The organism is Croceicoccus sp., from assembly GCF_983967925.1.
In genome coordinates, this window is sequence record NZ_CFETID010000002.1 from 45,437 (window position 1) to 65,566 (window position 20,130).

General features: G+C 64.6%; 17 protein-coding genes. 7 read left to right on the plus strand and 10 right to left on the minus strand.

Annotated features, from left to right (window positions below):
• Window positions 1-98 precede the first annotated feature (98 nt).
• The gene (locus tag AC4FIJ_RS01540) at window positions 99-2,936 is read left to right on the plus strand and encodes a glycosyltransferase family 2 protein (RefSeq protein ID WP_490334972.1); all 2,838 of its coding nucleotides are present in this window, start codon (window positions 99-101) and stop codon (window positions 2,934-2,936) included.
• Window positions 2,937-3,221: 285 nt separating this feature from the next.
• Here the strand turns inward: AC4FIJ_RS01540 and AC4FIJ_RS01545 are convergent, their stop codons facing one another.
• The 5 genes from AC4FIJ_RS01545 to AC4FIJ_RS01565 form a co-directional block, all read right to left on the minus strand.
• Entirely contained in the window at window positions 3,222-3,869 is a 648-nt protein-coding gene (locus AC4FIJ_RS01545; protein ID WP_490334973.1) for an ABC transporter ATP-binding protein, read from the minus strand.
• Window positions 3,866-4,648 (minus strand): ABC transporter permease, encoded by a 783-nt coding sequence (locus AC4FIJ_RS01550; protein WP_490334974.1) that lies wholly within the window; start codon window positions 4,646-4,648, stop codon window positions 3,866-3,868. The genes AC4FIJ_RS01545 and AC4FIJ_RS01550 overlap by 4 nt, the downstream gene beginning before the upstream one ends.
• On the minus strand, window positions 4,648-5,829 hold the full coding sequence (locus tag AC4FIJ_RS01555; protein WP_490334975.1) for a KpsE/RkpR family capsule polysaccharide export protein: 1,182 nt from the start codon (window positions 5,827-5,829) through the stop codon (window positions 4,648-4,650). The genes AC4FIJ_RS01550 and AC4FIJ_RS01555 overlap by 1 nt, the downstream gene beginning before the upstream one ends.
• 106 nt (window positions 5,830-5,935) lie before the next feature.
• Window positions 5,936-6,736 (minus strand): DUF5672 family protein, encoded by an 801-nt coding sequence (locus AC4FIJ_RS01560; RefSeq protein ID WP_490334976.1) that lies wholly within the window; start codon window positions 6,734-6,736, stop codon window positions 5,936-5,938.
• 1 nt (window position 6,737) lies between these two features.
• Window positions 6,738-8,333, minus strand: coding sequence for a glycosyltransferase family 2 protein (locus AC4FIJ_RS01565; RefSeq protein WP_490334977.1), 1,596 nt, complete (start codon window positions 8,331-8,333; stop codon window positions 6,738-6,740).
• 193 nt (window positions 8,334-8,526) lie between these two features.
• Here AC4FIJ_RS01565 and rfbA point away from each other — a divergent pair, with 193 nt between their 5' ends.
• The 4 genes from rfbA to rfbB are packed head-to-tail and all read left to right on the plus strand — an operon-like array spanning window position 8,527 to window position 11,873.
• Window positions 8,527-9,414, plus strand: a complete 888-nt coding sequence (rfbA, locus tag AC4FIJ_RS01570) for a glucose-1-phosphate thymidylyltransferase RfbA (protein ID WP_490334978.1) — start codon at window positions 8,527-8,529, stop codon at window positions 9,412-9,414.
• A gap of 11 nt (window positions 9,415-9,425) precedes the next feature.
• The gene (gene rfbC, locus AC4FIJ_RS01575; RefSeq protein WP_490334979.1) at window positions 9,426-9,971 is read left to right on the plus strand and encodes a dTDP-4-dehydrorhamnose 3,5-epimerase; all 546 of its coding nucleotides are present in this window, start codon (window positions 9,426-9,428) and stop codon (window positions 9,969-9,971) included.
• Window positions 9,968-10,825, plus strand: a complete 858-nt coding sequence (rfbD, locus tag AC4FIJ_RS01580) for a dTDP-4-dehydrorhamnose reductase (RefSeq protein WP_490334980.1) — start codon at window positions 9,968-9,970, stop codon at window positions 10,823-10,825. The genes rfbC and rfbD overlap by 4 nt, the downstream gene beginning before the upstream one ends.
• Window positions 10,818-11,873, plus strand: coding sequence for a dTDP-glucose 4,6-dehydratase (gene rfbB, locus AC4FIJ_RS01585; protein ID WP_490334981.1), 1,056 nt, complete (start codon window positions 10,818-10,820; stop codon window positions 11,871-11,873). Before rfbD ends, rfbB begins: the two co-directional genes overlap by 8 nt.
• A 7-nt stretch (window positions 11,874-11,880) precedes the next feature.
• Here rfbB and AC4FIJ_RS01590 read toward each other — a convergent pair whose 3' ends face one another.
• Both AC4FIJ_RS01590 and AC4FIJ_RS01595 read right to left on the minus strand, forming a co-directional pair.
• A complete protein-coding gene (locus AC4FIJ_RS01590; RefSeq protein ID WP_490334982.1) occupies window positions 11,881-13,374 on the minus strand; it encodes a glycerol-3-phosphate dehydrogenase in 1,494 nt (497 codons plus the stop codon).
• Window positions 13,374-14,288 carry an aldo/keto reductase gene (locus AC4FIJ_RS01595; RefSeq protein WP_490334983.1) on the minus strand — a complete coding sequence of 305 codons (915 nt, stop codon included), beginning with the start codon at window positions 14,286-14,288 and terminating at the stop codon, window positions 13,374-13,376. Before AC4FIJ_RS01595 ends, AC4FIJ_RS01590 begins: the two co-directional genes overlap by 1 nt.
• A gap of 138 nt (window positions 14,289-14,426) precedes the next feature.
• On the opposite strand from AC4FIJ_RS01595, the gene AC4FIJ_RS01600 reads away from it, so the two are divergent.
• Together AC4FIJ_RS01600 and AC4FIJ_RS01605 are read left to right on the plus strand one after the other, a co-directional pair.
• Entirely contained in the window at window positions 14,427-15,908 is a 1,482-nt protein-coding gene (locus tag AC4FIJ_RS01600; RefSeq protein WP_490334984.1) for a glycerol kinase, read from the plus strand.
• 83 nt (window positions 15,909-15,991) lie between these two features.
• Window positions 15,992-17,611 carry a GMC family oxidoreductase gene (locus tag AC4FIJ_RS01605; protein WP_490334985.1) on the plus strand — a complete coding sequence of 540 codons (1,620 nt, stop codon included), beginning with the start codon at window positions 15,992-15,994 and terminating at the stop codon, window positions 17,609-17,611.
• A gap of 12 nt (window positions 17,612-17,623) precedes the next feature.
• Here the strand turns inward: AC4FIJ_RS01605 and AC4FIJ_RS01610 are convergent, their stop codons facing one another.
• Genes AC4FIJ_RS01610 through AC4FIJ_RS01620 form a run of 3 tightly spaced genes read right to left on the minus strand, consistent with a single transcriptional unit; the run spans window position 17,624 to window position 20,062 of the window.
• Complete coding sequence (locus tag AC4FIJ_RS01610; protein WP_490334986.1) at window positions 17,624-18,826, minus strand: cytochrome P450; 1,203 nt, start codon at window positions 18,824-18,826, stop codon at window positions 17,624-17,626.
• A complete protein-coding gene (locus AC4FIJ_RS01615; protein WP_490334987.1) occupies window positions 18,823-19,632 on the minus strand; it encodes a sugar phosphate isomerase/epimerase family protein in 810 nt (269 codons plus the stop codon). Before AC4FIJ_RS01615 ends, AC4FIJ_RS01610 begins: the two co-directional genes overlap by 4 nt.
• Before the next feature lies 1 nt (window position 19,633).
• Window positions 19,634-20,062 carry a nuclear transport factor 2 family protein gene (locus AC4FIJ_RS01620; protein ID WP_490334988.1) on the minus strand — a complete coding sequence of 143 codons (429 nt, stop codon included), beginning with the start codon at window positions 20,060-20,062 and terminating at the stop codon, window positions 19,634-19,636.
• Between the last annotated feature and the right edge of the window lie 68 nt (window positions 20,063-20,130).

The following is a 20,130-nucleotide window of genomic DNA, read 5'->3' on the forward strand; positions in this document are numbered from 1 at the left end:
TGGAGGAACCGCGCGCTGCGCCAGAAGAAGGGACAATCGAGCCCAGAGTGGCGACGAGAATTTCCCTTTTGCGTTGCTGATCGCTAACGCGGAACACAATGAAACACTTCATTACGACCGTCGTGCCGAACTGGCTTCGCAAACGGTTTTCGCGAGAGAAACCGTTTCAGGGAACGCTCGATGCCATAATTGACGGGCGCGTTTTGGGCTGGGCCCGGTCAGCGGACCACGACGGTCCGATCCGTATCGACCTCCTGATCGACGGGCGGGTCGTAGCCATTGATGAACCGGCGAATGTACTGCGTCCCGATCTTCGTGACGCCGGGATAGGCGATGGAGCCTATGGCTTTGAAATTGCGGTGCCCCCTGAATGCCTCGGGCCAGATACGCTCTCTGTCACGATCCGTCCGCATGGCAGCGAACAGGCAGGCCTGACACAGGCAATGAGATTCCACCGCGAGCATGGCGAATATCGTCCGTTGCAGAGCATAAACGCGGCCTCGGACATCACCATCACGATCGACAGTCTGACCGATGACGCCCTCGAAGGATGGTGCGTCGACAGCAGCGAAAGAGGGCGGATCCTCGAGCTCGATATCATTGTCGACGGCGAATTCTTCGTTTCCATTAGAAATGACGGGCCTCGCGGCGATCTGGAGAAGCTGGGAATTTCCAAAGGCCTTGGTGGATTTCGAGCTGACTTGCCTCTTCGCTGGCTCGATCCCGGCCCTCACATCGTCGGAATTCGAGCGTCCGGCAGAACGTTGCAGGAAACTTCGGTAAATGTCCCGGAACACCGCGCCTTCGTCGATCTCCGGAGGGTCGCAAAGCCTATTCGCGATGTCTCGATCATTGTTCCGGTTTTCAACGCACCCGGCGATCTGGAAGTCTGCATCCAGCGCCTGTCCGCGTGGACGCCGGACTCGGTCCAGATCCTGTTTATCGACGACGCGTCAACGGACCCGGAAGTTGCGAATCTGTTGCGAAGCGCAGCCGAGCGGCCAAACATGCGCTTTTTGCGCAACGAAGCGAATCTGGGCTTCACCCGGAGTGTCAATCGAGGTTTCGACGAAACCGGCCGCGACGATGTCATCATACTGAATTCCGATGCACGGGTCACGAGAGGGTGGGTAGAGGGACTGGCCGTTGCTGCGCATTCGGCACCTGGCATCGCCACCGTGACACCCATGTCCGATCGGGCAGGCCTTTTTTCAGCGCCTCGGCCAGGAAATGACAACACCCTGCCCGAGATGGTCGGCGAGATCGCCTACGCCCGGGCTTTCCGCCGGCAGAGCCTGGGGCTCTATCCAACCGTGCCAACCGGCAACGGGTTCTGCATGTTCATACGCCGCGCCTGCATCGATGAGGTCGGCGGTTTCGATGCGAAGGCTTTTCCGCGCGGGTATGGTGAGGAGAACGATTTCTGCATGCGATCCATGCGGAATGGCTGGCGACACATCATCGACGACCGGACTTACGTATTCCACGCAAGGTCGAAAAGCTTCGGTGAAGAGCGGCACGCATTAATGCAGGCCGGGCGGGCGGTGCTTGATCAACGCTATCCTGAATACGAAATCTCGATCCGCAAATTCACTCAAAGCGCCAAAATCGGGCTCGCACGGCAACGCGCACGGGTTGCCCTGACCGATTGTACCAACCGCCCCTCGCCGCTTCCACGTGTCCTCTTCGTTGTGTCGACGCAGACTGGCGGAACCCCACAGACCAATCGCGATCTCATGGCCGGGCTCGCGGATAAGGTGGACTGTTGGCTGTTGCAATGCGACGGCAAGACGCTCGAATTGCAGCGCATGCTTGGGCCTGAAGATGGCGCCGAAGATAGTTCGGGCGATCGGCGGATCCACCGCCTGGATGAAGCCATTGACCCGGTCTCTCACCGCTCGGAAGAATACGACGCCGTAATCAGTGAATGGTTGCTGAGGCTCGATGCCGACATCGTGCATATCCGCCATCTGGGCTGGCACGGACTGGCCTTGCCGAAAATCGCAAAAGCGCTTGGCAGCAAGGTCGTGTTCTCCTTTCACGATTTCTACGCACTATGTCCTACCGTCAAATTGCTCGACGATACCATGCAGTTCTGTGGTGGCGCCTGTACCCCTGGGGATGGGCATTGCCGAACAGAACTATGGCCTGATGGTTCTCTCCCCGAGCTTAAGCATAAATGGGTCCATGTCTGGCGGCAGCGTTTCTCCGAAGCCCTGGCGCCCTGCGATGCCTTCGTCACCACATCGAAGAGCGCGCGGGCACGGATCCTCGAACATATGCCGGCGGTGTCGCCCGAACGTTTCACGGTGATCCCCCACGGGCGCGATTTCAGCAATTTTTGCCGCCTCGCCCATTTGCCCGATGACGACGCAGTCCTGCGCATTCTCCTGCCTGGCACCATCACGCGCGCGAAGGGCCTCGATATCGTGCATGAGTTGCTTGCACAGGATCAAGCGGGACGGTTGGAATTCCATATTCTGGGTGAGGTTCTGGACGATAGCGGGGCGCCCAAACGCAGACATCCGCGTTTGATCTGCCATGGCCGCTACGAACGCGACCGCTTTGCCGAGCGGGTCGAAGCAATCCGTCCCCATCTCGGGGCTGTCTTCTCGATCTGGGATGAAACCTATTGCCACACGCTGACCGAACTCTGGTCTGTCGGCGTGCCAACATTTGTGTTGGATTTTGCTACCTTGGCCAGTCGCGTCCGTGAGAGCGGCGGAGGCTGGGTACTGCGGCACGACGACATCGCCTCGCTCTACGCAAATATCGTGAACATTGGCTTTGACCGGGAAGCGCGTTCTGTCGTGGATGCCGCACTTGTCCAATGGCAGAACCAACAGGCCGCGCGCAACTCAGTCGCCACCATGGCCGCCGCATATTTCGACCTCTATCGCGGCATCCTGGCAAAACCGCACGACAATGCACTGTGATCAGGGCGGGCTGCTAAGGCGTGCGATGAATGATCAGCGATCGTGATAGTCGAGGCCGTATCGACCGAAGCAATTCCCGTAGCGGTTCGGTTCTGCTCTTTGGGGAAAGGTACAAGTGGCTGACTTCCCGTAGCAGCCTTCTGCTCTTTGAGTAGCGACTGAGAACGCCATAATGCATGATCTGTCGGCACAGGCGCGCGGCATGGCCGATGCCAGCACTCTCTCAATAAGCAACTCCGGCGCAACGGCGCCGACGGCGCTGGCAGGCAGCTTCTGTTGGCATGCTCACAAGGCTTCGTAAATGGCCAGCGCCTCGCCCACGTCTTCATACATGGTGGCGACGCCCTGGTGCAGGACGATCGCCCGATTGCAGTATTTCTTGACCATGGTCGTGCTGTGCGAGGCAAGAAGCAGCGCGCGGTCCTGCCGCTGTTCAAAAAATTCCTCTTCGCATTTTTTCTGAAAGGCGCGGTCGCCCACCATGATGACCTCGTCGATCAGATAGCATTCGAACTCGATCGCCAGCGACAGCGCAAAGGCAAGCCGCGCGCGCATGCCCGAGGAATAGGTCTTGACCGGCATGCGCAGCTGCATGCCCAACTCGGTGAATTCCTCGATGAATTCGCGCATTTCGCGATAGGGCTTGTCATAGATGCGGGCGATGAAGCGCGCATTGTCGAAGCCCGTCAGACTGCCCTGGAACCCGCCGTTGAAGCCCAGCGGCCACGAACAGCTCATCTTGCGCACGATCTTGCCCGATGTCGGCATCTCGACCCCGCCGATCAGCCGGATCAGCGTCGACTTGCCCGCGCCGTTGCGGCCCAGCAGCCCGATCCGGTCACGCGGATTGATCGTGAAATCGACGCCGCGCAGAACCGTCTTGGTCATCGCACCGCTGCGGTAATGCTTGTGAAGGTCGCGGCAGTGAATCATGAGACTGCCAGCGTCCGGCGAACCCGGCGGCAAAGGACCAGGCCCACGAAAATGCAGGCAAAGCTGACCGTTAGTGCTTTGGGCACGTCGTAATAGGGTATCACCAGTTCACCGAACAAACCGGCACGCATCAGTTCCATGCCCGTCACTAGCGGCGACCACATCAGATATTCGCGCAGGTTTTCAGGCAGCCACGACGCCATGTTGAACACGCCGGAAAATGGAATGGCGAGATAGACGCTGACCGGCACCAGCTTTTCGACTGCGGTGGAAACCTCGGACAGGGGGGCAAGGACGAGGCAGACGGAGAGCACGAAGAGCACGTAAATGGCCCAACCCGCGATCAGCAGGGCGACATCGGCGGGAACCGGGAATTGGCCGAGGAACAGCAGCACCGTACCGCCGAACAGATAGGCCATCATCGCGCCGATAGCCTCAAGCGAGACGCGCACGAAGATGAAGTCGAGCACCTTGACCTGCCGGTGATAAAGCAAGGCACTGTTAGCAACGAAGATCTTGGCCGATTGCGCAAAGGAATGGCGCATGAAGGTCAGCGGGATATAACCGCTGACCACGAAAGGGATGACCCCGATGCCGTGGCTTTCGGGCCCTTTCATGAACGACCACGCCACGCCGACCAGTCCTGCAAACAGAAGCGGTTCGGCCATGATCCAGAGGAAGCCGATATTCTCGCGCCCGAAGCGGGTCACCAGTTCGCGAACCATCAGCGCCTTGATGACCTTGGCCTGGACGCGCAGGCCTTCAGCAAAGCGTGTCATCAGTCGTCCGGCGCGTGCTCGAGTATGCCGACGACCAGCATCCAGCCGACTAGATAGAGGCACAGACAGGCAAACAACACGGCCAGCACGCTCTTGACCCGATTGGGCAGAAGCGCATCGTCGGGCCGGTTCGGCTCCACCACGCGCTCAAGGTAATATTGCTGGCTGACCGCTTCGGCGCGGGCCTGTTCCAGCGAGGCTTGCGCCGTCGTCAGCATCTGGGTGGCGAATTCCTGTTCGACCAGCAGCGTTTCATAACCCGCCAGCTTGGACGCGATGCCCCCCGGCGTGCCCACGGCGCGGCCGGTCTGTTCGGCCACCTGCTGCGCCAGCGCCGCGACGCGCTTGCGCATGGCGGGTAGCGACGGGTGGTTGGGCGTCGCGGCCTGCACTTCGGCCAGCTTGGCACGCATGGCGGCTTCCTGGGTGACGAGATTGCTCGACACCGCCAGCACGGCCTGTCCCTGCTGTTCGGGGTTGAGCAAATCGGACCGGTTGCGGAATGCGGCCAGTTCCACGCGCGCATTGCGCACGCGCTGTTCGGCAAGCCGCACGCGCTCTTCGGCCTCGTCGATAGCCCGTGCATTCACGCGCTCGTTCAAGCGGTTTACCAATTGTTCGCTCAGGTCCAGCAGCCCGGCGTTCAGCGTCTGCGCATCTTCCGGTCGGTAGGCATTGACCTTCAGAACCGTCAGTCCCGTTTCGGCATCGGGAGCAGCAAAGACCATCTCGTTGTAATAACTGTAGAGGTCTTCGAAATTGCCTGCGCTTAATGGGCGAGGAAAGCGATTCAGCCAGTCAGCCTCTTCCGCCGAAAAGATCGCGCGCACGTCGACGGTTTTCGACACGTCCTGCAGCGCATCGCGCGAACGCAGATAGCCCAGGATCTCGCTGCTCTGCTCCTGTCCGCCGCCAAGGCCCGCACCCTGCATGAAGCTGCTGAACGAGCCCATCGAACTGTTACGCTTGTCCGGAGCCTTCACCACGAAACGCGATTCCGACACGTAGACGTCCGCCGCGATCAAGCCGTAATATAGCGAGGCGATCGCCGTGGGCGCGATCACGAACAGCGCGAACCAGCGCCATTTGCGCAGGCGTGCGCCCAGCTTGCCGAGCAGGCCGCCTTGCTTTTCGGTGCCGACCTCTACGGCCAGACGCTGAAGTTCCGTATCGTGATGCATCGGGAGTGTTCTTACAGCGCGCCTCTGAAGCGCAAGTTAATACGGTTAAACGGCCTTAATCATCATTCATGGCCGCTATGCAAAGGGTTTCGCGTTTCTTCCCCGGCTAGTTTGCCCGTCGAAAGCGTCGCCAAAGCCTGGCGTCGGCCAGCTTGCGACCGATCATCGTCACGGCGCGCCGCGCCCCCTTATCCCCGCGCAGGACGCTGCGCAACAGGTCGCCGAAATCGGGCCTGAGGCTGGATCGCTCGTCCAGCGAGGCATAGGCGTTCCAGAAATCCTCGCCCCCCAGCACGCGGGGCATCAGGAAAACGCCGTGATATCCGAAGCTGGCGTCCGGATCGCCCGCGCGCTCGGCGGCGAAGCGGTCGGCCAGTTCGCGGGGCGCGAAACGCATGTCCCGCGCTTCCAGAAAGGCGCGATTGGTGCGGCCTATGGCGATGTCTTCGGGGTGATGCGCGGTGAACTCGCTTGAGCGGCACAAGGCCATCAAGCGGCGGCTGCGCAGCGAAAAACCGCCATTTCCAACGTCATGACCGTCATCGAACTGCGGCCAGCTGGCACCGATATAATCGTAGTCGAGGAACTCGTCCCGCCAGCGGCCCGCATCGATGACATGGCCGTCCCATTGCACGACCAGGCAGAAATCGCTGGCCACATGGTCGGGCAGGCCATGCAGGATGAAGTCCGAATAGGCCGGCGAAGACAGCAGCGGTGCGATCTCGACGATCCGGATCGCGGGGTCGACAGGCGCCAGCCGCGCGGTAGAGGCGCTGTCGGTAAACAGCAGCACTTCGGCGAAATCAATCTGCGCCATGCAAAGTTCGAGCGCGCGGACGGTCGCGGCGAGGTTCACCGAACTCGCCGCACAAAGCGTCACCTGGCTGAGATCAAGGCGTGTCGTCATGTCAGAGCCGCACCACGAAGCGTTCCGAAAACGGGCTGAGCGACGGATGGTGAAACGGATCGATTCCGCCCCCGGTGCCCCAGTGCGCCTTCAGGGCGACCAGTTCGCGGGCCAGACGGGCCGCGCCGACGGGATCGCGGTCCAGCCCGCGCGACACCGATTCGTGATGGATGAGCGACGCGCGCGGCTCGTAGAACGATTGCCAGCCACGCGCATTCAGCCGCAGGCACAGGTCGACATCGTTGAAAGCTACCGCGAAATGAGCCGCATCCATGCCGCCGACCGCCAGCAGCTTTGACCGCTGTGCCACCAGACAGGCCGCCGTCACCGCCGACACGAATTGCGGCAGCGCATGGCGGCGGAAATAGCCTTCGTCCTCCGGGCGAAGCAGCCGGTGGGCATGCGCCGCGCCGCCGCCGATCCCGGTTACGACCCCGGCATGCTGGATCCGCCCGTCGGGATAGAGCAATTGCGCGCCCACCGCGCCGACTTCGGGCCGCAGCGCCTGCACCGCCATCGTCGTTAGCCAATCCGGATCGCGAATCTCGATATCGTTGTTGAGCAGGCAGACCAGATCACCCGTGGCTTCCTCGATCGCGCGATTGTTCATCGCGGCGAAGTTGAATGCGCCCGGATGGCGCATGACCCGCGCGAAATCCGGGTCCAGCGCGTTCAGATAGTCGAGCGTTTCCGGATCGTCGCTGTCATTGTCGATGACGATGATCTGCAGCGCGCCCGGATATTCCGTGCCCGCCAGCCCCGTCAGGCACATGCGAAGCAGATCCACGCGGTTGCGGGTCGGGACGATGACCGTGATGGAAGGCAAGTCCCGGAAGGCGGCGTGATCGATCGCCGCGGGTCGGACCGGGTCGGGACGAACGCGTCGGTGGTGCAGGATGCGCGGCACATGCTCCGGCTTTCCGCCCTGTGCGAGGGTGCGGTCCAGCACGCGGCAGGTCAGCGCCTTGGCCCAGCCTTCGCCCGGCAAATCCGCAAGATCGCCGTCCTCCACCTGCAGCAGCGCAGCGCCGGTCAGGTAATCGTGGTGATGGAACAGTTCCGCGTTCCAGCCCGGTTTGAAATGCGGCTTCTCGCGCTGGCCGGCCGTCCCGAGAAGATCGTCGTCGGCGTACAGGATACGCGTGGCATCATCGGCGTTTGCGGCGCTCTGGCGATAAAATGCCCCGGCGCCCCTTGCCAGCGCATCGCCCGCCAAAAGCGGCATGACCCACCCCGCGCCGATGTCGGTCGGCACCTCGGAACCCCGCCCGATGACACGATGCGCGATGGCTTCCCGGTGCAAGCTGGCGAGTGTCCGGTCCAGACCAGCCCCTTCCTCGATCAGCGCGAGGATAGCCGGCTCGCCAGCCTCGGGCACCGGATCGTCCTCACCCTGCAGCAGCCACAGCCGATAGGCCCTTGGCGAGGCGCCCAGCAGCGGCGCCATCTGCGAGCGCGAACGCACCCGTTTCCCCAACAGCCGCCACCACGCCGCCACCGCCCATGCACGCGGGTGGGCGCGCAGGGCATCGCCGTGCACGGCCAGACGCAGCAGCGTCCGCCGCACGGCGCCGGCAATGGAAACGGATCCCGTCATCGCGGCAGGCGTTAATGCGGCGGCGGCGGGACGCAAGCCCTGTCAGGAAAACCACCTGCCGGAAAATGTGCGGAATGAGCGGCGATCCATCACTTGCCACGCGAAAACATTGTCCTTAGGCACCCGATCCCGACATCACGGTGCACGCCCCTTCTAGCGGCACGGCACGCAGACGCACGGACGTAAGGCCAACATGACATTGCAGCGCAAGGGTATCGTATTGGCGGGCGGGTCGGGAACACGGCTCTATCCGCTGACCAAGGGCGTGTCGAAACAGCTGGTCCCGGTCTATGACAAGCCGATGATCTACTACCCGCTGGCGGTGCTGATGCTGGCGGGGATCCGCGAGATTCTGATCATCACCACGCCAGAGGATCAGGCGCAGTTCAAGCGCCTGCTGGGCGACGGGTCGGACTGGGGCGTCTCGCTTGATTATGCGGTGCAGCCCAGCCCCGACGGGCTGGCGCAGGCCTTCCATATCGGTGGCGATTTCGTGAAGGGCCATCCCAGCGCGCTCGTGCTGGGCGACAATATCTTCTACGGCCACGGCCTGCCCGAACAGCTTGCCGCCGCCGACGCGCGCACCGACGGGGCGAGCGTGTTCGCCTATTGGGTGGCCGATCCTTCGGCCTATGGCGTGGTCGGCTTCGACAAGCAGGGCAAGGCCACCAGCCTTGAGGAAAAGCCCCAGCAGCCGACGTCCAACTATGCGGTGACCGGCCTTTATTTCTATGACGAGACGGTGGTGGACCGCGCCCGCGACCTCAAGCCCTCGCCGCGCGGAGAGCTTGAGATCACCGATCTCAACCGGCTCTATCTCGACGACGGTTCCCTTTCGGTGGAGATCATGGGGCGCGGCTATGCGTGGCTCGATACCGGAACGCATGGATCGCTGCTGGACGCGGGCACCTATGTGCGCATTACCGAGGAGCGGCAGGGGCTGAAGATCTGCTGTCCCGAGGAAATCGCTTGGCGCAAGGGCTTCATCGGCGACGACCAGCTGCGCAGCATCGCCGCGCCGCTCAGGAAATCGGGCTATGGCGATTATCTGATGGGCCTGCTCGAACACGGACCGGACTGAAAGGCGCACGCATGAACATCGTCGAGACCCGCCTGCCCGGCGTATTGATCGTTGAGCCCAAGGTGTTCGGGGACGAGCGCGGCTTTTTCCTGGAAAGCTGGAACCGCGCGCGCTTTGCCGATGCGGGGCTGGATATCGATTTCGTGCAGGACAACCATTCGCGGTCGAACCGCGGCGTGCTGCGCGGCATGCATTTCCAGAACCCCGGTCCGCAAGGCAAGCTGGTGCGCGTGGTATCGGGCGCAGTCTATGACGTGGCGGTCGATCTGCGTCGTTCCAGCGCGACCTTCGGCCAGTGGTTCGGCGTGGAACTGAGCGCGGCCAACCACCGCATGCTGTGGGTGCCCGAAGGCTTCGCACATGGCTTCCTGACATTGGAGGACGGCACCGACTTCCTCTACAAGTGCCGCGGCGGATATGACCCCAAGGCGGAGCATTCGCTGGCATGGGACGATCCCGATGTCGGCATCGAATGGCCGCTGGAGGGGATCGAGCCGATCCTGTCGGGCAAGGACGCGCAGGGCACCCCGCTGGGTGAAGTGGAGACGTTCCCATGAAGGTCCTGATCACCGGCGCGAACGGACAGCTGGGCCGCGCGCTGGCAGCAACCGCGCCCGAGCAGCACGAGATTGCCGCGCTGAGACGCGCCGAACTCGACCTCGCGGATGCGAACAGCATCGCCTCGGCCATCGCGGAGCGCAAACCCGACGTGGTCATCAATGCCGGTGCCTATACCGCGGTCGACAAGGCCGAGAGCGAGACCGATCTTGCGCAGCGAATTAATGCCGACGCGGTGGGCCTGCTGCGGCGTAGCTGCGCCGACATCGGCGCGCGGCTTGTCCATGTCTCGACCGATTTCGTGTTCGATGGCCGCGCGTCCGCCGCCTACACAACCGACGACATGCGCAATCCGCTGTCCGCCTATGGCCGCACCAAGGCCGCAGGCGAGGACATGGCCGGCCCCGACGCGCTGATCGTGCGCACCGCCTGGGTCTATGCCGCGGGCGGCGCCAGCTTCGTCGCCACCATGCTGCGCCTGATGCGCGAGCGGGACGAGATCGGCGTCGTATCCGACCAGATCGGCGCGCCGACATGGGCGACTTCGCTGGCGCGCACGATCTGGGGCCTTGTCGCCAATGGGTCGAGCGGGATCCACCATTTCTCCGACGCCGGGGTCGCCAGCTGGTACGATTTCGCGGTCGCCATCGGCGAGGAAGCCGCCGCCATCGGGCTGATCGACCGGACCATCACGGTGAAGCCGATCACCACCGAAGATTACCCGACGCCTGCCGTGCGCCCCGCCTTCTCGCTGCTCGACAGCCGCGCGACGCGCGAGGCCGCTGGCGTCGATCCCGTTCACTGGCGCGAGAACCTGCGCCACATGCTTCAAGAGGTAAAACAGCTTGGCTGATCTGCTCGTCACCGGCGGGGCCGGATTCATCGGCGGCAATTTCGTGCATTACTGGCGCGAGCGGCATCCCGGCGACACGATCATCGTGCTCGACGCGCTGACCTATGCCGGCAACCGCGAGACGATCGAGGATGTCGACAATATCGAACTGGTCGTCGGCAATATCTGCGACACCGCGCTGGTCACCCGCCTGCTGGAAGAGCGCGGGATCGACACCATCGTGCATTTCGCGGCCGAGAGCCACGTCGACCGCTCGATCAGCGCGCCGGACGATTTCATCGAGACCAATGTCATCGGCACGCACAGCCTGCTCAAGGCCGCGCGCGATGTCTGGGTCGAAAAGGGATCGGGCCGTCCGCACCGCTTTCACCATGTCTCGACCGACGAGGTGTATGGCTCGCTCGGCCCCAACGATCCGGCCTTCAGCGAGACGACGCAATATCAGCCGAACTCGCCCTATTCGGCGTCTAAGGCGGGATCGGACCATCTGGTGCGCGCCTATCACCACACCTTCGGGCTTGAGGTGACGACCAGCAATTGCTCGAACAATTACGGGCCTTACCAGTACCCGGAGAAGCTGATCCCGCTGTTCCTGCTGAACGCGCTGTCGGGCAAGCCGCTGCCGATCTATGGCGACGGCATGAACGTGCGCGACTGGCTGCATGTCGAGGATCACTGCCGCGGGATCGAAGCGGTTCTCAAGAACGGCAAGCCCGGCGAGACCTATAACATCGGCGGCGGGCAGGAACTGCCCAATCTGACGGTGATCGAGGAGATCTGCCGCGGCGTCGATGCGATCTTCGCCTCCGATCCCTCGCTGGCACAGCGCTATCCCGACGCGCTCGCCGCCAAGGGCCAGCCGACCGAGACGCTGAAAACCTTCGTCACCGACCGCAAGGGCCACGACCGTCGCTACGCCATCGACGAGACCAAGGCGCGCGAGGAAATCGGCTACACGCCAAGCCGCGATTTCCCGACCGGCTTTGCCGAGACGATGCAATGGTATCTCGACAACGAGGCATGGTGGCGGCGGCTGCTCGCCAAATAGGCGGCGGTCAGCGCGCGGCGAAGTAGCGTTCGAGCGCCTCGCGCTGCGCGGCGTCCAGCCTGAGGCCAAGCTTGGTGCGGCGCCATAATATGTCGTCGGCAGTCATAGCCCATTCGCGGGCGCGCAGGTAATCCACCTCGCGCGCGGTCAGACCGTGGCCGAAATACTCGCCGCAATCGGCCAGCGCATGCGCATTGCCCAGAATGTCGCGCGCGCAGGTGCCATAGCTGCGGATCAGCCTGTCCGCCATTTCGGGCGAAAGGAACGGGTAGTCGCGCCGCAAGGCCGCGATCTGTTCGTCCGCCGTGCCGACCGGAAAATCGCCGCCCGGCAGCGGTGCGTCCGCCGTCCAGCCCGGTCCGGCCAGTTCGGGCAGGCGCGAGGACAGTTTCCCCACTGCATCCTCGGCCAGATGGCGAAAGCTGGTAATTTTGCCGCCGAACACCGACAGCAGCGGCGCACCTGCGAACCGCTCCGACAGATCGAGCGAATAGCCGCGCGTCGCCGCCTCCGGCCTGCCCGATCCATCGTCGATCAGCGGGCGCACTCCTGCATAGGACCACACCACATCGGCGGGCGCGACGGGGCGCGCGAAGAACCGGCTGGCCCCTTCGCACAGATAGGCGATTTCCGCAGCGCTCGCTTCGACCTTTACGAGGCTGCCCCGGTGGTCCGCGTCGGTGGTGCCGATCAGGGTGAAATCATGCTCGTATGGAATGGCGAAGAAGATGCGTCCATCGGGAAGCTGGAAAAAATAGGCGAATGCATGGTCGAACAGTTTGGGCACCACGATATGCGATCCACGCACCAGTCGCATCTTGCGATGCGTCGGCAGATGGCCGATGCGCAGCAATTCCAGCACCGCCGGTCCCGCCGCATTGACGACGGCGCGGGCGCGGAAAATCTCGTCCCCCGCCTCGATGCGCCAGATATCTCCCTCGCGCGCCAGCCCCGTCACGCGGCAGCGCGTGCGCACTTCGGCGCCCCGGTCCACCGCATCGCGCGCGTTCAGCACCACCATGCGCGCATCGTCGACCCAGCAATCGGAATAGACGAAACCCTTCGCGAACTCGTCCTTCAGCGGCGCGCCCGCGGGATGGCGCGTCAGGTCGATGCTCTGCGTCGCGGGCAAGGTCTTTCGCCCGCCGATATGGTCATACAGGAACAGCCCCAGACGCAGCAGCCACCGCGGCCGCAGCCCGCGCACATGGGGCAGCACGAAGCGCATGGGCCACACGATATGCGGCGCGATGGCCAGGATGCGCTCACGCTCGATCAGGCTTTCGCGCACGAGGCCGAATTCGCGGTGCTCCAGATAGCGCAGCCCGCCATGGATCAGCTTGCTGGAGGCCGAGGACGTGCCGCTGGCCAGATCGCCTGCCTCCAGCAGCAACACACTGGCCCCGCGCCCCGCCGCATCGCGCGCGATCCCGCAGCCGTTGATACCGCCGCCAATGACGGCAAGGTCGTAAGGCCCGGAAGGATCGACGCCGCGCGCCATCAGGGAAGCGGTTCCCCGCGCGCGGCGACGAGCACGGCATACCAGTCCTGCCGCGTCCAGCGCATCTCCAGCGCCTGCATGGCCTCGGCAATCCTTTCCGGCGATTGCGATCCTATGATCGGCACGATCCCCGCCGGATGCGCCATCAGCCAGCCGAACGCCGCGACCGACCGGCCGACGCCCTGCGCCTGTCCGATCCGGTCCAGCTCAGCCGCGACCGCGGCATCGCGCGCATTGCCGGGCGACAACAGCCGCCCTCCCCCAAGCGGCGACCATGCGAAGGGCGTCATTCCCAGACGCATCGCCTGATCAAGCTCACCGTTTTCGAAGCAGTCTATCCTCAGCGGACTGATCTCGGGCTGGGTGGAGACGATGGGCAGGTCCATGAAATGCGCCAAAGCCTCGATCTGCGGCTGGGTGAAGTTCGACACGCCAATGGTGCGGATCTTGCCCGCCGCCACCGCATCTTCAAGCGTGCGGGCCAGTTCCTGCGGATGAGTCAGAATATCGGGCCGGTGGATCTGGTGCAGGTCGATCATGTCCACCCGCATCCGCCGCAGCGAGGCGTCGATCGCGGACGACAGATAGCCGCGCGACTGGTCGTAGGGCAGCGGCGGCATGATGCCCCCCTTGCTGGCCAGCACCATGCGCGGCCGCAGCGCCGGTTCCGCCGCCAGCACCTCGCCCAGCAGCGCCTCGGCATCGCCGAACCCGCCATTGCCGTCGAAGCCGTAGATATCCGCCGTGTCGAGCAGGGTGATACCCGCATCCAGCGCGGCATGAACCAGCCTCGACGCTTCGGACACGCTGCGCCCGTTTTCGGCAAGGCGCCACATGCCCCACGCCAGCGGAGAGATGACGATGTCGCTCTGGCCAAGGCGGCGCGAGGCTGGCGGGGCGGGCAGAAGGCTCAAAACAATATCCCTGTGGCGCGCGTGTCGGAGGACGAGCCGCTTGCTTGCGCCCGGCTGGCTTGGCGGCTAAAAATTATGGAAGTGCAACAGATAAGGCAAGCTGCCCCAACAGGCGGCGGCCATCGGCAGGGGACGGGAATGACGGGCACGGACAAGATGATCCTCGTGCTCGACGAAGGCACCACCTCGACGCGGGCGATCCTCTATGATGCGGCGGGCCAGGTTCTTGGCACCGCGCAGCAGGCTTTGACCCAGCATTACCCCGCCCCCGGCGTAGTCGAGCATGACGCGCAGGAGATCTGGGACGCGACCCTTGCCTGCGCGCGGGCGATGATCGACAAGGCGGGCGGTGCGGACCGGATCGCCGCCATCGGCATCACCAACCAGCGCGAAACGGTGGCGGCGTGGGACCGCCGGACCGGACAGCCGATCTGCCGCGCCATCGTCTGGCAGGACCGCCGGACCGAAGCGCAATGCCGCCAATTGCGCGAACAAGGGCACGAGGACCGCGTCCAGCGCGAAACGGGCCTGCTGCTCGACCCGTATTTCTCGGCCACCAAGATGCGCTGGATTATGGACCATGTGCCGCAGGCGCGCGAGCTGGGCGACCGGCTGGCGATGGGCACGATCGAAAGCTGGCTGGTGTGGAAGCTGACCGGCGGGCTGCATGTCAGCGATGCGACCAACGCGAGCCGCACCCTGCTACTGCCGCTGGAGGGCCGCGACTGGGACGGCGGGCTGTGCGATCTGTTCGACGTGCCCCGCTCGGCGCTGGGGGACATCGTGCCCTGCACCGGTTCCATCGCTGCCACCGATTCGGCGCTGTTCGGGCGGGCCATTCCGATCACCGGGCTGGCGGGCGACCAGCAATCGGCGAGCATCGGACAGGCCTGCTTCGCGCGCGGCGAGTGCAAGGCGACGATGGGCACAGGCGCGTTCATCCTTGCCAATGCGGGCAGCGAGCCGCCGCGTTCCGGCCACCGCCTGCTGGGCACGGTGCTGTGGGACACGGGCGATGAGCGTATATATGCGCTGGAGGGATCGGTGTTCGCCGCGGGCAGCATCTTCCAGTGGCTGCGCGACGGGCTGGCCCTGCTGTCGCAATCGGCGGAGAGCGAGGCTTTGGCCCGGTCGGTCAAGGACAGCGGCGGGGTGGTCTTCGTGCCCGGTCTTGCCGGACTTGGCGCGCCCTATTGGGATGCGGAGGCGACCGCCTCGCTTTCGGGCATGAGCTTTGCCACGACGCGGGCGCATGTGGTGCGCGCGGCGCTGGAATCGATTGCGCATGTGCTGTGCGACCTGAAGACCGCCTTTGCCGCCGACGGCGCGGCATGGTCCAGCCTGCGCATCGACGGCGGGATGAGCGCGAACGACTGGCTGGCGCAGGACCTGGCCGACATGCTGGCGATTCCGTGCGAACGCCCCGCCGATATCGAGACGACCGCGCGCGGGGCGGCCATGCTAGCGGCGTTCGGCGCGGGGCTTTACACCTCGCTGGAGGACACGAAAGCCATGGCCAGCCCGGCGACCGCGTTCCGCCCGCGCATGGATAGCGGTGAGCGCGAGACGCGGCTGCGGCGCTGGCATGCGGCGCTTCCGGCACAGGTCTCGCGCGGTTGATCGACGCGCCGCGCCATTGCGCAAAAGGCTAGGTCGAGCCGCCGCGCGAATATGGCATGCATTCCATTCTGGGAGATGAATGCATGAACGAGAACTGGGACTATATCGTCGTCGGCGCGGGATCGAGCGGCTGTGTCGTTGCCGAGAAGCTGAGCGCCGATCCGCGCAATCGCGTGCTGGTGCTGGAAGCGGGCGGCGAGAGCGGTTTCTGGAACCGCGTGCCCAAAGGCGTGGCGAAGCTGGTCACTAATCCCGACCGAATCTGGGCCTATCCCGTCGCGCAGCCGCGTGAGGAAAACGGCCCCGCGAACGAAGTCTGGATCCGCGGCAAGGGCGTGGGCGGGTCAAGCTCGGTCAATGGCATGATCTGGAGCCGGGGCGAGCGCGAGGATTACGACGCGTGGGAACGCGATCATGGCGCGGCCGGCTGGAACGGCGACAGTATGACCGAGGCATTCCTGCGGCTTGAGGATCATCCCTATGGCCCCTCGCCGATGCTGGGTTCGGGCGGGCCGGTACACGTCGAGCCCGAGATCTACACCTATCCGCTAGCGGACGAGATGATCGCCGCGGGTGAGGCGCTGCAACTGAAACGCGTGCGCGAACTCAACGAACAGCCGGGGCCGCGCGTCGGATATTACAGCCACAACATCCGGCGCGGCAAACGCGAGAGTGCGGCGCGCACCTTCCTCGATCCGGCGCGCAGGCGTCCGAACGTGCGCGTGGTGACCGGCGCGCGGGCCGAGCGCATCACTTTCGACGGCAAGCGGGCCACCGGCATCGACGTGCTGGTGGATGGAGAAATGACGCATTTCGCCTGCTCGGGCGAGATCGTCGTGTCGGCGGGCGCGATCGAAAGCCCGCTGCTGCTCCAGCGGTCGGGCATCGGCGATGCGGCATGGCTGCGCGGCAAGGGCGTCGATCCGCTGATCGACAATGCCCATGTCGGCGCACATCTGAACGAGCATCTGTCGCTGTCGATGCCCTATCGGCTGAAGTCGGGCAAAGGCACCAATCGCCAGTTCTATGGCGCGGGCGCGGCGCTGGCAATGGCGCGCTACATGCTGACCGGCGGCGGGATCATGGCGACCGGCCCGTTCGAAGTGGGCGCGTTCCTCAATGTCGCGCATCCCGACGGGCGGGTCGATGCGCAGTTCTATCTGGGCGCCTATACCTTCGAGGTGGGGGACGAGAACAATCCGGTCCCTCTGGACAAGATCGACCGGCAGCCGGGCATCACCATCTATGCCTCGCTGCTGCGGCTGAGCAGCGAAGGCAGTATCAGGATCGGCGGAGCGGGCGTGTCGGATGCGCCCGACATCCAGCCCAATTTCCTCTCGACCGAGCATGACCGGGCGAGCGCGGTGGCGCTGGTGCGGCGGATGCGTGCCTTCATGGACGCGCCGCCGCTGGGCGCGCGGGTGGGCGAGGAATTGCTGCCGGGACGCGATGTCGAGGGGGACGAGGCGATACTGGCGTTCTTCCGGCGCTATTCGACCTGCGGGCTGCATGGCATCGGCACCTGCCGGATGGGCAGTGGCGACGACAGCGTGGTGGACGCACAGCTCCGGGTACGCGGCGTGACGGGGGTGCGCGTGGCGGATTGCTCGATCATGCCCGGACAGGTCACCGGCAACACCAATGCGCCCGCCATGGCCATCGGGCTGCGCTGCGCCGACATGATGCGACAGGCGCCCGCCTAGCGCCTGCGCCCTTCAGCCATCCCAGCGCAGCACCAGCCGGTCGATATGCGCGTTGATCCCGCCTGCCTGCCGCAGTTCGGAGGCATTGGCGACGGTGAAATCGGGAATGCGCCGCAGCCATTCCTGCAGCGTAATCGCCACTTCGCTGCGCGCCAGTTCCTGCCCCGGACAGCGATGCGGCCCCTGCCCGAACGCCGAATGACGCGGCCGCGCGCGGTCGATGTCGACGCTCATGGGATCCTCGTTCTCGCGCTCGTCGACGCCGTGCACCACCGTCGGGCAGGCGACCAGATCGCCCGCGCGCAGATGGATGCCGTGATACTCCATGTCCTGCCGCACGATCCGCGCGATGGTGACCGAGCCATAGCGGCGGAACAGTTCGGCCACCGCGCGCGGGGCCAAATCCGGATCGGCGATCAGGCGGCGGCGCATCTCTTCATCGCCCGCCAGATGCAGCATGGCAAAGCCGAGGAAATTGACGACCGTGTCCATCCCCGCGACCAGCACCTGCAGCGTCAGTACCAGCGCTTCCTCTGCCGTCATGCTGCGCCCTTCGAACGGGCGGCCGACCATGCGGCTGATCATGTCCTCGCCGGGGTTTTCCATACGCCGCGTGACGACCGGCAGCAGATAGGCCGCCATCTCGTCGCGCGCCTCGGCCATGGTCATTTCCGAACCGGGATTGGTCATCATGTCGGTGAGGTATTTGAGCCGCGGCGCATCGCCGGCCGGTAGGTCGACAAGGTCCATGAAGATGCGGATCGGCAGGATCGCGCTGTAATGCTCGATAAACTCGACCTCGCCGTCGTCCACGAAACCGTCGATCAGCTCGCCCGCCAGCTTGCGGATGCCGGGTTCGAGGTCGCGCACGAATTTCAGCGACAGGTTCTCGTTCAGCTGCTTGCGATACCAGCGGTGTTCGGGCGGATCGATGGTGGTGGGGATCAGCCCCGAATGCTCTTCCCCCGCAGAGCGCGGCAGGATGATCACGCGCGAGGAGAAGCGTTCGTGGTCCGCCAATATCTCGGCCACCAGCTCGCCGCGCAGGGCGATCCAGTGCCCCTCGTTCCGGTCGGTCCAGACGATGTCGGGGCTCGCATCCTGCAGCCGCTTCCACGCGTCGTGAAAGCCCTGCTCCATGCCGGGCAGGGCATAGATGTCGGCATCGACCAGCCGGTCCGCGGCAAGCCCGTCGGGGCGCTCCAGCACCGTCATCGCGCTGCCTCCGTCACGGCCTGCGTTTGCAGCCAGCGGCGCGTCGCCTGCGCCACGGCCTTTGCGCGCTCGCCCAGATCGGGAAACGCCTCACGCAGCGCGCGCGAGCGCAATTCGATGCTGAGCGGGATATCGCCGGGCAGCGCCGCATAAAGCTCGCGCAGCGGCAGCGCCCCCTCCCCGCATTGCTCGCGCAGGTCGAGCGCATCGGTCAGGATCGCGTCCATGTCGTCCAGCGCAGGCCGCGCGGCGGGCGCATCGCAGAATTGCGCATAGGGCAGCAGATGCGGATCGGCCGAGCGGATCAGGTCGAGCGGCGTGCCCGACCGGTCGACATGGATCGGATCGACCAGCAGAGCCGCCAGCGGATGATCGACCGCGCCGATCACGTCCATCGCCGCCGCGCCGTCCCGCACTTCGGTGAAGATCCCGAATTCCAGCGCTACCCGCATGCCCGACCCTTCGGCATATTCGCACAAGGCGCGCAATTGCGCCGCCGTCTCGCCCGCATCGGGCAGCGAGGACACGCACAAGGCATTGGCCGCGCCCAGCTCGGCCCCCACGTCCAGCACGATGCGCTGATCGTCGAGCGTGCGGTCGGGCCGCAGCCAGATCACCTCGACATCCAGCACCGGCAGCTTGGTCGCGGCCAGGATCGCGCGGGCTTCGCGCGTGTCGGCGGCGGACCATTCGCCCGGTTCGACCCACAGCCCCACCATGTCGAAGCCGCCCTCCTCGGCGGCCCAGATCACTTCGGACGCGGGAATATCGGGCATCACTCCCGATGCCAGCGAGATCCGGTTCATCTCACGCGCCCCGCGGCTGCTTCTGCTTGTGAATATTGCGGAAACTGCGCTTCGAGAACAGCCAGCGCCCGTCCACCTTCACGCATTCATCCTCATACGCGCCGCGGTCGCGCACCGTGTCGCCGTCCTGGTCATAGACCTCGGCGGTCCAGCAGCGGACCTTGGCGCGGTCGCCCTCCACCTCGATCGCGCCGGGCCAGGCCTGGAACATGATTCCGGGATATTGCGCCATTGCGGACACCCACAGATTGACGATATTCTCGCGTCCGGTCTGGGGCGGAAACTCAGGATAATCGGGCATTTCCCAACGCGCATCCTCGGCCCAGCAGGCGACCCAATCTTCGGCGTCGCGGCGCGTGACCGCATCGGCATAGGCCTCGATCAGTTCGCGTATGGCAAGGCGGTCCTCGGCAGGTCCGGTATAGCCCATTCTCTCTCTCCCTTATGGTTTGAAGAGGCAGACTAGATCAACGCCGCAACGCTGAAACCTGTGGCATT